The 12,468-nt window shown below is 71.4% G+C and carries 10 protein-coding genes; 5 read left to right on the top strand and 5 right to left on the bottom strand.

Going from position 1 to position 12,468, the window contains the following annotated elements:
- The first annotated feature begins 23 nt into the window (after window positions 1-23).
- The 3 genes from ku (at window position 24) to AB4Y76_RS05265 (ending at window position 3,108) form a co-directional block, all read left to right on the top strand.
- Window positions 24-932 carry a non-homologous end joining protein Ku gene (gene ku / locus AB4Y76_RS05275; protein ID WP_441922854.1) on the top strand — a complete coding sequence of 303 codons (909 nt, stop codon included), beginning with the start codon at window positions 24-26 and terminating at the stop codon, window positions 930-932.
- Window positions 933-1,147: 215 nt separating this feature from the next.
- A complete protein-coding gene (locus AB4Y76_RS05270) occupies window positions 1,148-2,449 on the top strand; it encodes a hypothetical protein (RefSeq protein ID WP_441922852.1) in 1,302 nt (433 codons plus the stop codon).
- Window positions 2,446-3,108 carry a class F sortase gene (locus tag AB4Y76_RS05265; protein WP_441922850.1) on the top strand — a complete coding sequence of 221 codons (663 nt, stop codon included), beginning with the start codon at window positions 2,446-2,448 and terminating at the stop codon, window positions 3,106-3,108. Before AB4Y76_RS05270 ends, AB4Y76_RS05265 begins: the two co-directional genes overlap by 4 nt.
- 6 nt (window positions 3,109-3,114) lie before the next feature.
- Here AB4Y76_RS05265 and AB4Y76_RS05260 read toward each other — a convergent pair whose 3' ends face one another.
- From AB4Y76_RS05260 to AB4Y76_RS05245, 4 genes are all read right to left on the bottom strand, one after another.
- The gene (locus AB4Y76_RS05260) at window positions 3,115-3,999 is read right to left on the bottom strand and encodes an SDR family NAD(P)-dependent oxidoreductase (protein WP_441922848.1); all 885 of its coding nucleotides are present in this window, start codon (window positions 3,997-3,999) and stop codon (window positions 3,115-3,117) included.
- Window positions 3,996-5,408, bottom strand: coding sequence for an amidase (locus AB4Y76_RS05255; protein ID WP_441922846.1), 1,413 nt, complete (start codon window positions 5,406-5,408; stop codon window positions 3,996-3,998). The genes AB4Y76_RS05260 and AB4Y76_RS05255 overlap by 4 nt, the downstream gene beginning before the upstream one ends.
- Window positions 5,409-5,435: 27 nt before the next feature.
- Complete coding sequence (locus tag AB4Y76_RS05250; RefSeq protein WP_441922844.1) at window positions 5,436-10,337, bottom strand: NAD-glutamate dehydrogenase; 4,902 nt, start codon at window positions 10,335-10,337, stop codon at window positions 5,436-5,438.
- Window positions 10,338-10,475: 138 nt separating this feature from the next.
- Window positions 10,476-11,306: a tryptophan 2,3-dioxygenase family protein gene (locus AB4Y76_RS05245; RefSeq protein ID WP_441922842.1), complete on the bottom strand. Its 831-nt coding sequence runs from the start codon at window positions 11,304-11,306 to the stop codon at window positions 10,476-10,478.
- Between the two features lie 42 nt (window positions 11,307-11,348).
- On the opposite strand from AB4Y76_RS05245, the gene AB4Y76_RS05240 reads away from it, so the two are divergent.
- Window positions 11,349-11,828 carry a DUF2505 domain-containing protein gene (locus AB4Y76_RS05240; RefSeq protein WP_441922840.1) on the top strand — a complete coding sequence of 160 codons (480 nt, stop codon included), beginning with the start codon at window positions 11,349-11,351 and terminating at the stop codon, window positions 11,826-11,828.
- Complete coding sequence (locus AB4Y76_RS05235) at window positions 11,828-12,313, top strand: DUF2505 domain-containing protein (RefSeq protein ID WP_441922838.1); 486 nt, start codon at window positions 11,828-11,830, stop codon at window positions 12,311-12,313. The genes AB4Y76_RS05240 and AB4Y76_RS05235 overlap by 1 nt, the downstream gene beginning before the upstream one ends.
- On the opposite strand, the gene AB4Y76_RS05230 is transcribed toward AB4Y76_RS05235, so the two are convergent.
- Window positions 12,310-12,468, bottom strand: coding sequence for a hypothetical protein (locus AB4Y76_RS05230; RefSeq protein ID WP_441922836.1), 159 nt, complete (start codon window positions 12,466-12,468; stop codon window positions 12,310-12,312). The two genes, AB4Y76_RS05235 and AB4Y76_RS05230, sit on opposite strands and share 4 nt — an antisense overlap.

The following is a 12,468-nucleotide window of genomic DNA, read 5'->3' as shown; positions in this document are numbered from 1 at the left end:
GATTCTCCGACCATGCTGGACCCATGCGTGCGATCTGGAAGGGTGCGGTCTCGTTCGGGCTGGTCAGCGTCCCGGTGAAGCTCTACTCGGCGACGGAGAGCAAAGACATCTCCTTCCGCCAGGTGCACGCCAAGGACGGCGGCCGGATCAAGTACCAGCGGGTCTGCAGCCTCGACGGCGAGGAGGTCGCGTACGCCGACATCGCCAAGGGCTACGAGACCGAGGACGGCGAGATGGTCATCCTCGACGACGCGGACATGGCGGACCTGCCGGCGGCCAGCAGCCGGGAGATCAGCGTCGAGAAGTTCGTGCCGAGCGACCAGATCGACCCGATGCTGTTCGAGAAGTCCTACTACCTGGAGCCGGAGAAGACCGGCGCGAAGCCCTACGCCCTCCTCCGCCAGGCCCTCGAGGAGGCCGACCGGATGGCGCTGGTGACGGTCTCGCTGCGCAACCGGATGTCGCTGGCGGTGCTCCGGGTGCGCGACGACGTGATCGTGCTGCAGACGATGATGTGGCCCGACGAGATCCGGAACCCGGACTTCGGGTCGGTCGACGTCGAGGATGCCAAGCCTGCCGAGGTGAAGATGGCGAAGATGCTGGTCGAGACCCTGGCCGGCGACTTCGACCCCGACGAGTTCGAGGACGACTACCGCGAGGCGGTCGAGGCCCTGGTCAAGGCGAAGATCGAGGGCGGCGAGGTCAAGCACGCCCCGGAGGCCCGGAAGAGCGGCGGCGAGGTCGTCGACCTGCTGGCCGCGCTCCAGCGCAGCGTCGAGGCGGCCAGCGCGGCCCGCGGGGACGCCCCGGAGAAGGCGCCCGGGAAGGCCCCGGAGAAGGCGCCGGCCGCGAAGAAGACCGCGAAGAAGGCGGCCGCCAAGAAGGCCCCGGCGAAGAAGACCGCGAAAAAAACCTCAAAAAAGGCCAGCTGAAGCCGATAGCCATTTCGAGACTGCGTCGTTGGATCGTGTGAGGGTCTGCTTCGTGGTGGTACGTCCACTTCGGGCGCATCCACAAGTTGGTCATCTTTGCGAGCGAGAACGTGTTCCCGCTAGCGTGTGGCCCGATTGACGCGTGCTCACTGGAGAGCACGCGAGTTGTTACTCGGTGTCGCAACCCGTGCGGCGCCCTGCCGGGAGGAAACACCTTGAACCGACGAGTGCTGCGCCTCAGCGCGATCCTCGGGGCGGCTGCCGTCACGACGCTCGCTGTCGCACCCGCCTTCGCCGCCACGAACGTCTCCAGCGCCAGCGCCCAGGCGCTGCAGCTGTCGATCGCCAACAACAGCGTCGCGAGCCAGATCAAGACCGCGACGAACGACGGCGCCACCGAGGACGTCAAGAACCCGAGCACGATCCCCGACCTGGTCAGCCTGATCCCGGGCAACAACGCGCTCAAGGCCGCGGTCGCGGTCCAGCAGGCGAAGGCCAACGCGGACGGCACCTCCTACGCGTGCGCCGGCCTCGCCGGCCCGGCCAGCGACGGCCTCGTGACCGTCGGCTCCGAGAAGTGCAACATCGACGGCGCCGCGTTCAGCCTCGACCTGGGCTCGCTGAACCTCGACCTGAACAACCTCCTCGGCGGCAACGGCGCGATCTCCGGCGCCCTCGGCGGCGTCCTGACCACGCCGCTGCTCCCGATCACCAACGGCCTGACCGACGTGGTCAACACGCTCACCGGCGCGCTGGCGGCGACCCCGCTGAACATCAAGATCACCGGCGGTCTCTCGGCCGTCGAGGCGAGCTGCACGGCGAACCCGGAGGCGGCCCACGGCGCCACCAAGATCGTCGACACCACCGGCGGCAACACCATCCCGATCGCGCTGACGATCCCGGGCCAGGCGCCGATCGTGCTCGCGCCGATCAACGTCGACCTGCCGGCCAAGCCGGGCGGCACCGACGTCCTGGTCGACCTCAGCGACGTCACCGCCGCGCTGATGGTGACGATCCAGAACGCGGTCACCACCCTGCTCCAGGGCCAGCTGGCCGGTCTCGCGCCGGCGATCAAGGCGATCACCGACCCGCTGCAGAACGCGATCATCGCTCCGCTGGTGCAGGCGCTGCAGCCGGCGCTCCAGGCCCTCAGCGACAACCTGCTGAAGATCACCGTCAACGACGTCACCCCGGGTGACGGCGGCAAGAGCGTCAAGGCGACCGCCCTCAAGGTCTCCGTGCTCCCCGCGATCGCGCCGGTCGTCGGTGCCAGCCTCGTCGACGTGACCGTCGGCAAGGTCAGCTGCGGCCCGAACGAGAAGGTCGCCTCCACCCCGGAGGCGAACCCGACCCCCGTCACCCCCGAGGACACCCCGGACATCCCGACCGTGGTGGACTCCGGTGTGGCCGGCAACGGTGACAACTCCGCTCGCACCATCATCGCGGCGACCGCTGCGCTGATGCTGCTCGCGGGCACGGCGGGCCTGGTCGGCTACCGCCGTATGCTCTCCAAGTGACTGACCGCAAAGCCGGCGACGGCATCGCGGGGCTGAGCAGGCGACTGTTCGTCCTCTTCCTCGCGATGGTGATCGCCGGCTTTGCGCTTCCCTCCCCCGGGGTCGGAGCGCCCCAGCCGGTGCCGCCGTCGCTCTACCGCGAGCTGGCGGTGCCGTCGGTGCCGGAGCTGCTGATCGTGCCCTCGATCGCCCTCAGGGCGCCGATCCTGCCGATCGAGGTCGACCCCGACGGGGTGCTGACGCCGCCTGCCGACGTCCGTGACGTCGGCTGGTGGAAGCGGAGCGCGAAGCCGGGTGCGAAGTCCGGCCAGACGCTGATCACCGGGCACACCGTGCACACGGGCGGCGGCGTGATGAACCGGCTGGGCGAGCTGCACCCGGGCTCGCTGGTCCGGATCCAGACGCCCGGCGGGATCGTCGACTACCGGACCACGAAGGTCTTCGTCTACACCAAGGCCGAGCTCGCGAAGCACGCCGAGGAGCTGTTCAGCCAGAAGCGGCCGGACTACCGGCTCGTGCTGATCACCTGCACCGGGTGGACCGGCACCGACTACACGAGCAACATCATCGTCTTCGCCGACGAGATGGGCGTACGCCGGCCCGGGACCTCCGCCGCCGAGGCGGACGCGGTGGCCGCCGAAGCCAACCCGGACCGCTAGTCCGAGCTAGTCCGAGGCGCCTCGGGCCGCCGGCGAGTCCGGGAACCGGCGCGAGGCGGTCGCCGCGATCGCGTCCATCAGCCGCGGCGCCGCGAGGTTGAGCACCTCGCTGAGGTTGCCGACCGCGGTGCTGATCGTCAGCGGACGGTCCTCGAGCGCCCGCACCACCAGCGCGGCGGCCTGCTCGGGCGTCTTCGCGGGCGACCGCTCGTAGGCGTCGGTCGCGCTGATCATGTCGGTGCGGACCAGCGACAGCCGCAGGTTGGTGAAGGTCACGTTGTCGGCGTACGTCTCGCGACCCGCGATCCGCGCGAAGGTGTCCAGCGCCGTCTTCGAGGCGATGTACGCCGCGAACCGCGGCGCCTTGATCTGGACCCCCCAGGTCACCACGTTGACGACGTGGCCGAAGCGCTGCGCGCGCATCGCCGGCATCAGCCCGAGGATCAGCCGGACCGGCCCGAAGTAGTTGACCGCCATCGTCCGCTCGAAGTCGTGCATCCGGTCGTAGGAGTACTCCAGCGACCGGCGGATCGAGCGGCCGGCGTTGTTGACCAGCATGTCGACGGTGCCGTGCTCGGCCAGCACGGTCTCGACCAGGGCGTCGACGGCCTGGCCGTCGGTGAGGTCGCACGGGTAGGCGTACGCCGTCCCGCCGGCCTCCTCGACCTCGCGGACGACCCGGTCCAGGTCGGGCCGGCGGCGGGCGACCAGCAGCACCGTCGCTCCCCGGGCCGCGACCGCGAGCGCGGTCGCCTCGCCGATCCCGGAGGACGCGCCGGTGATCAGCACCGTGCGCCCGGCCAGCGGGCTGGGCAGGCCCAGGACCGGACCCAGCACGGGCGCGAGCAGGTGCCGCCGGACGAAGGCCCGCGGGGTGAGCAGCAGGTTCATCGGCCGGCCGCGTCCTCCCCGACCAGGAGCGGCCACGGCCGGGCGCGCTCGATCTGGGCCGAGAGGCTGAGCAGGGTCGGCTCGTCGCCGGGCCGGCCGACCAGCTGGACGCCGACCGGCAGGCCGTCCTCGGCGACACCGGCCGGGACGTTCGCGGCGGGGTTCCCGGCGACGTTCCAGAGCGCGGTCCAGGCGATCATCGGCATCGACTTCCACGCGGCGGCGACGGTCCCGCCCTTGTCGAGCGCCCCGGTACGACGCGGCCGCGGCCCGATGGTCGGGGTGAGCAGGACATCCACCTGGTCGAAGACCCGGTTGGCCTTCTCGGCGACGCGGTCGCCGGCCGCCAGCGCCTTCTCCAGCACCGATGGAGTCACCCAGGAACCCAGCTTGTAGGTCTCCCGGGTGCGCTTCTCCAGCCGGTCGAAGTGCTCGACGGCGTCGGCCTCGGTGCGGACGCCGCCGAGGAACTGCGGCACGAACGCGGCCGTCGGGTCCGGGTAGTGCGGGTCGACCTCGCGGACGTCGTGGCCGAGGTCGGCGAGCAGGCGGGCGGTCTCCTCGACCGCGCGGACGTGCTCCTTCGCCGGCCGGACGCCCTTGGTGACCGGGCGGGTGGACCAGCCGACCCGGAGGCGGCCGGGGTCGGCGCCGACGGCGGCGATGAAGGTCGTGGACGGCTCGGGGGCGGTGTACCGGTCGCCCGCGGTGTTGCCGCGGATCACGTCGTAGACCAGGGCGCTGTCGAGCACGGTCCGGGTCAGCGGTCCGGTGGTGCCCAGCGCCCACCACAGGTGCGGCACCGGGTCGCTGGTGACCCGGCCCCGGGTGGGCTTGAGGCCGAAGAGGCCGCAGCAGGCGGCCGGGATCCGGATCGAGCCGCCGCCGTCACCGCCGATCGCCACCGGGACCAGACCGGCCGCGACCGCCGCCGCGGTACCGCCGCTGGAGCCGCCGGGGGTGCGGGTGCGGTCCCACGGGTTGCGGGTGACGCCGCCGTCGACGGACTCGGTGAACGGCCACTGGCCGAACTCGGGCATCCGGGTCTTGCCGACCACGACCGCGCCGGCCTGGCGGAGCCGGCGGACGACCTCGCCGTCGGCCGCGGCCGGGGTGACGTTGGCGCGCCCGCCGAAGGTGGTCACGCAGCCCTCGACGTCGACCTCCTCCTTGATCGCCACCGGGACACCGTGCAACGGGCCGGGCTGCTGCCCGCCGGCGAGCCGGGCGTCGAGCGCGATCGCGTCGTTGAGGGCCTCGTCGGCGAGCACGACGGAGAACGCGTTGAGCCCGGGATCGCGCGCGGCGATCCGGTCGAGGGAAGCCTGCACCGCCTCGGTCGCGGACACCTTGCCGGAGGCAGTCAGCCGCACCAGGTCGCTGGCCGCCAGGTCTGCCAGGTTCGTCATGGGGCTGAACCTACCGCCCGGTACGGCTCAGCCGGCCGGCGCCTCGACCAGCGAACGGACCACCCGCAGCGCCACGGACATCCGGGCGAGGTCGGTCTTCTCGTCGGCGCAGATCTCCGCGAACGTGGTGGCCGCACGGTCGGCGGCACCGCCGGTCGACTCCCTCCACGCCTCGACCCGGTCGGCCGGGTCCGCGGTCGGGTCGGTCTGCGCGAGCACCTGCCCGGTGAGCAGCGCGTGGACGCTGTGCAGGTCGTCGCGGAGCGCGGCCCGCGCCATCGTCTGCCAGCGGTCCTTGCGCGGCAGCGCCAGGATCCGGGTCACCAGGCCCGGCAGGCCGAGGAGCTCGCCGACCGCGAAGTGCACCCGGGCGACCTCCAACGGGTCGGCCTCGGCGCGGGCGGCGACCTGCACGATCCCCAGCACCATGTACGCCGGCGGGCAGGCCGCCACCCGGGCGGCGAGCTCGTCCGGCACCCCGATCGCCACGAGCGCCTCGCAACGGGTGGTGAAGGCGGCCAGCTCGGCGCCGACCATGAGCTCGGGCAGCGCGGCGGTGACCTTCTCGACCGTCACCTCGAACTCGCCGACCACGCTCTCGCTGTCCAGCGGCCGGCGCCGGTTGTTCACCAGCCACCGGCTGGCCCGCTCGACGAGGGTGCGGACGTCGATCCGCATCCGGGTCTGCACCTCGGCGTCGATCACGTTGTCGAAGGAGGCGATCTGCTGGTTGAGCGAGGCCGCGCCGAAGATCTCCCGGGCCAGGAAGTTCGCCAGGGTGAGCTCGCTCGGCGAGGCGGCGGTCTCGCCGGAGAGCCGGTGGAAGTAGGTCATCCCGGCGCCGTTGACGAGGTCGTTGACCAGCTGGGTGACGACGATCTCCCGGCGCAGCGGGTGCTCCTCCATCGCCTTGCGGTAGTCCTGGCGCATCTTGCTCGGGAAGTAGGCGTAGAGGTCGCCGCGCAGGAACGGGTCGTCGGCGATGTCGGAGTCGAGCAGGTCCTCGGCGAGCACGATCTTGGTGTAGGACAGCAGCACCGCCAGCTCGGGACCGCTGAGCCCCTCGCCGCGCTCGATCCTCCCCGCCACCTCGCGGCGGCTCGGCAGCGCCTCCAGCTCGCGGTTGAGCAGGTCGCGGCGCTCCAGCGTCCGCATCCAGTCCTCGTGCACGTGCAGCAGCGCCGGGGCCTGGGCCACGGCGTTGGCCAGGGCCAGGTTCTGGTCGTAGTTGTCGGTGAGCACCAGGTCGCCGACCTCGTCGGTCATCGAGGCGAGCAGCTCGTTGCGCTGCTTGCCGGTCAGGTCGCCGGCGGCGACCACCCGGTCGAGCAGGATCTTGATGTTCACCTCGTGGTCGGAGGTGTCCACGCCGGCGCTGTTGTCGATGAAGTCGGTGTTGATCCGGCCGCCGCTGCCGCCGCACCCGTGGACGGCGTACTCGATCCGGCCGCGCTGGGTGAAGCCGAGGTTGCCGCCCTCCCCCACGCACCGGGCCCGGAGCTGGCCGCCGTCGACCCGGATCGCGTCGTTGGACTTGTCCGCGGCGTCCGCGTGCGACTCGGTGGCGGCCTTGACGTAGGTGCCGATGCCGCCGTTCCAGAGCAGGTCGACCGGGGCCAGCAGGATCGCCTTCATCAGCTCGGCCGGCGTCATCGCGGTCGCCTCGACCCCGAGGGCCGCCCGGACCTGCGGGCTCAGCGGGATCGACTTCGCGGTCCGCGGGTAGACGCCGCCGCCCTCGGAGATGAGCGCGGTGTCGTAGTCCTTCCAGGAGGACCGTGGCAGCGCGAAGAGCCGGCGCCGCTCAGCGAAGGAGACGGCCGGGTCCGGGTCCGGGTCGAGGAAGATGTCGCGGTGGTCGAAGGCGGCGACCAGCTTCGTGTGCTCGGAGCAGAGCATCCCGTTGCCGAAGACGTCGCCGGACATGTCGCCGATGCCGACGCAGGTGAAGTCCTGGGCCTGGCAGTCGACGCCCATCTCGCGGAAGTGCCGGCGTACCGAGACCCAGGCGCCGCGGGCGGTGATGCCCATCGCCTTGTGGTCGTAGCCGACCGAGCCGCCGGAGGCGAAGGCGTCGCCGAGCCAGAACCCGTAGTCGGCCGAGACGGCGTTCGCGATGTCGCTGAAGGTGGCGGTGCCCTTGTCGGCGGCGACCACCAGGTACGGGTCGTCCCCGTCGTGCCGGACCACCTGCCGCGGCGGCACCACGACCCTGCCCTCGGGTCCGTCGACCAGGTTGTCGGTGACGTCGAGCAGGCCGGCGATGAACGTCTTGTAGCAGGCGATCCCCTCGGCCATCCAGGCCTCGCGGTCCGCCGGGTCCGGCAGCATCTTGGCGAAGAAGCCGCCCTTCGCGCCGACCGGCACGATCACGGTGTTCTTGACCATCTGCGCCTTCACCAGGCCGAGCACCTCGGCCCGGAAGTCGTCGCGGCGGTCCGACCAGCGAAGGCCCCCGCGGGCGACCGCGCCGAAGCGCAGGTGCACGCCCTCGACGCGCGGGGAGTAGACGAAGATCTCGAACTTCGGCCGCGGCTCGGGCAGGTCGGGGATCGCCGACGGGTCGAGCTTGAGGGAGACGTAGGGGTGCGGCTTCCCGGTGGCGTCGTCCTGGAAAAAATTGGTGCGCAGCGTCGCCCGGATCGCGGTCAGGTAGGAGCGCAGGATGCGGTCGTGGTCGAGGCTGCTGACGTCGTCGAGGTTCGCCAGGATGCGCTCGGCCAGCACGTCGCAGGCGGCCTGCCGCGACTCGCCGTCGGCGTCGACCTCGGCCCCCTGCTTGAGCGGCCGGAAGCGCGCCTCGAAGAGCTGGACCAGCAGCCGGGTGATGTCGATGTTGTTGCGGAGCGCGTCCTCGATGTAGTCCTGCGCGAAGGGCGACCCGCCCTGGCGCATGTGCTTGGCGTAGGCGCGCAGCAGCAGCGCCTGCCGCCAGGTCAGCCCGACCGCGAGCACCAGCGCGTTGAACCCGTCGGTCTCGTTGCGGCCGTCCCAGACCGCCATCACGGTGTCCTGGAAGAGCTCGCGGGCCCTGTCCGGCATCCCGCCGGGACGGCGCAGCCCGAAGTCGTAGACGTAGGACTCCTGCGGCAGTCCCTCGAGCTCGTAGGGCCGCTCGTCGACGACCTCGACGCCCATCGCGGAGAGCACCGGGAGCACCTGGGACAGCGAGAGCCGCGGACCCACCCGGTAGACCTTCAGCCGGGCCTCGCCCGGCGCGGCGCCGACCTCCTCGTAGAGCGAGAGCGCGATCCCCTCCGCCCCGTCCCGGGCCGCCAGCTCCTCCAGGCGGCCGACGTCGGCGGCACCGGTGCGGGGCAGGTAGTCCTCCTTGTAGGCCTCCGGGAACGAGGCGGCGTACTTCCGGGCGAGCCGGGTGCCGTTCTCCTCGCCGTACTCGGCGATGACGGCAGCGCTGAAGTCGTCGCGCCAGGACCGGGCCGCCTCCGCGCAGCGTCGCTCCAGGTCGGCGGCGTCTACGTCGCCGAGCTCGGCCCCCGCGGCCGGCCGGACGACGAAGTGCAGCCGGGCCGCGTACGAGTCGCCGACGTGCGCGGTGTACTCGAGGGACTCGCCGTGGAGCTGGGTCTGCAGGATGGACGCGATCCGCTCCCGGACCGCGGTGTTGTAGCGGTCGCGCGGCAGGTAGACGAGCACGGACCAGTAGCGGCCGTAGACGTCGCGGCGGAGGAAGAGCTTGAGCTGGCGTCGCTCGCGGGTGTGCATCACCGTGGTCGCGATCGGGACCAGGTCGGCCACCGAGGTCTGGAAGATCTCGTCGCGCGGGTAGGTCTCCAGCACGTCGAGCATCGCCTTGCCGGCGTGGCTCATCGGCTCGAAGCCGGCCTGCGCGATCACGGCGCGCGCCTTCTCGCCGGCGAGCGGGATCCGGGTCACCGACTCGGTGTACGCCGCCGAGGAGAACAGCCCGAGGAACCGGCGCTCGCCGACCACGTCGCCGTTCTCGTCGAACTTCTTGACCCCGACGTAGTCCAGCGGGACCGAGCGGTGCACGGTGGAGCGCGAGTTCGCCTTCGCCAGCACCAGCAGGGTCTTCTCGCGGGCCTTCGCCGCGACCCGCGGCGGCAGCACCGGCGAGTCGGTCGGGTCGGCACGGAGGATGCCGTACCCGGTGCCGGGGACCGCGAGGAGCTCCTCGTTCTCGCCGTTCCGCTCGAGCACGTACTCGCGGAAGCCGAGGAAGGTGAAGTGGTCCTCGCCCAGCCAGCGCAGGAACGCCGCCCCCTGGGCCACCTCGTCCGGGTCCAGCGGCGGCGGGTCGGCGGTGATCTCGGCGACGAGCGCGTCGAGCCGCGCGTGCATCTTGGACCAGTCCTCGACGGCCTCCCGGACGTCGGAGAGGACCTTCTCCAGGGTCGCGGTGAGCGGCCCGATCTCGTCGTCGGCGATCCGGTCGATCTCCAGGTGCATCCAGGACTCGCGGCCCAGGTCGTGCGAACCCAGGTCGAGGGCGACGTCGGGGTGGTCGCTGTCGATCACCTCCTGGAGGTGGCCGGCGACGTCGCGGCGGACGATCAGCTGCGGGTGGATGACGAGGTGGACGCCGTGGCCGGCACGGTCCAGCGCCATCGACACCGAGTCGACGAGGAACGGCATGTCGTCGGTGACGACCTCGACGACGGTGTGGCCGCCGGCCGACCAGCCCTCGACCGGGATGGTCGGCGTGTAGATCCTGATGGCCGCGGTCCCCTGCGGACGCTCGGCCCCGGTGCGGAGCTGGTGGGCGACGGCGCCGTACAGGTCGACCTCGGTGCGGGTGTCGAGGTCCTCGAGCGCGGCGTGCTTGTAGTAGGCCCGCAGCAGGGTCGGGACCGACAGGCCGTTGATCCCCGTCGGCGGCCGCTTCTCGGCGTACGCGACCAGGCGCGCCAGGAACTCCGACCGACCTTCGTCCAGGGTTGTGGGCACCCTCGAACCACCTCTACCGCATCATCGGGGCACGCCGTTGTGCCCACCTCCGAGGCTAGGACCGTGCGGCGGGCGCGACAACAAACGCCGCGCCCGGCTTCGTCTCGGAAACGAGACGACTTCCCGCGGAGCGCAGGCTCACAGCGCCGAGCGCAGGTCCCAGAGCAGCGGGTAGTACTTCATCGCCAGCCGGCTGCGCAGGTAGTCGGCCCCGCTGGAGCCGCCGGTCCCGCCCTTCCCGCCGATCATCCGCTCCACCATCACCACGTGCCGGCCGCGCCAGGCCGCCGCCAGCTCGTCGTGCTGGAGCAGCGCCTCGGCCAGGCCCCAGAGGTCGGCGTACGACGAGCGGTCGTGGGCGGCGGTCCGCACCGACGCCGTGATCGCCTCGTCCGAGGACGTGTCCAGGCCGGCCTGGCCGAGCACGTGCACGAACCCGTCCCACAGGCTCGGCTCCTCCAGCCGCCGGGCCAGCCGGGCGTTCTCCACGTCGGTGATGCCCTTGAACCGGTCCACGTAGGTGGCGTCCTTGGCGCCGGAGAGGAACTCCAGCTCCCGGAACTGCACCGACTGGAAGCCGCTCGCCGGCGCCAGCCGCTGGCGGAACTCCAGGAAGTCCTGCGGGGTCATCGTCTCCAGCACGTCGACCTGCTGGACCAGGACGCGCTCGATCACGTGGATCCGGGTGAGCAGGTGCCGCGCGAACCAGAGGTCGCGACCCCCGCTGGCCGCGTCGGTGGCCATCAGCGCGTCGCGGACCGACTCGGCCTCGTGCAGCAGCTGCTTGAACCAGAGCTCGTAGACCTGGTGGATCGTGATGAACAGCAGCTCGTCGTGCGCCGGCGGGTCGGACTCGAGGTGCTGGGCGTCGAGCAGGTCTGCCAGCCTCAGGTAGCTGCCGTAGGTGAGCAGCGCGCCGTCCTCGCCGAAGCTGACGAAGCTCTCCGTGTTCTGGTCCGTGGCCTCCATGGATCCAACGTAAGCCATCGCCGGTACGACATGATGACCCCCATGAAGCTGCGCCACGTGCTCTCCTACGCCGCGTCCCCCGACGACGTCCGCGCGATGATGACCGATCCGGCCTACTGGGACCAGGTCGCCGTCGCGACCGGTGCGCTCTCCAGCGCCGCCACCGTCTCCACCGCCGGGGACGACACCACCGTCGTCGTCGACCAGGAGCAGGCCGTCCAGGGCGTGCCCTCGTTCGCGAAGAAATTCGTCGGCGAGTCCACCCGGGCGATCAACACCGCCGTCTGGACCGGGCTGAGCGCGACGTACGTCGTGGAGACGCCGGGCAAGCCCACCTCGATGGCCGGCAGCATCGCGATCACCGCGGCCGGCGCCGGCAGCACGCTGACCTACGACCTCGACGTCAAGGCGTCGGTGCCGCTGATCGGCGGCAAGCTGGAGAAGCTGGTCGTCGACCTCACCACCGAGGGCTTCGACAAGGAGCAGGCCGTCGGCACCGCCTGGCTGGCGGGAGAGCGCTGATGGGCAAGCGGATCAAGCACGAGCTCCGGTACGACGGCGCCACCCTGGAGCAGGTCCACGCGATGCTCGCCGACCCTGCTTTCCGCGAGGAGGTCTGCGAGTACCAGCGCTACCCCCGCCGGACCGTCACCATCGTCCCGGCCGGCGCCGGCATGACGGTCAAGGTCGACCAGCACCGGCCCGCCGACCACGTGCCGTCGTTCGCCCGCAAGCTCGTCGGCGACGAGATCAACATCCTGCAGGAGGAGGAGTGGTCCTCCCCGGTCGCGGGGCGGCTCACGGTGACCATCCCCGGCAAGCCCGGCGAGATGAAGGGCACCATCGCCCTGGTCGCGGACGCCACCGGGGTGACCGAGACCGTGGACGTCGAGGCCAAGGTCTCGATCCCCCTCATCGGCGGGAAGCTCGAGGGCTTCATCGGCGACATGCTGCTCAAGGCGCTCAAGGCCGAGAACAAGGTCGGGACGGCCTGGCTCGACCGCTAGTCCTCCTCGGCCCGTTCCCGGCGGCCGGCGATCCAGATGGTGACGCCGAGCAGGAGCAGCGGACCGAAGGCGAGCACCAGGACCAGGACGTGCTCGTAGGCGTGCAGCTTGCCCAGGTGCTCGAGGATCACGGTCGCTGTCTCGGTGACGGTCAC

It is taken from the genome of Marmoricola sp. RAF53 (assembly GCF_052114005.1).
Taxonomy (GTDB): domain Bacteria; phylum Actinomycetota; class Actinomycetes; order Propionibacteriales; family Nocardioidaceae; genus Marmoricola.
The sequence above is the reverse complement of the archived record's forward strand: the minus strand, read 5'-3'. Positions and strand labels throughout refer to the sequence as shown.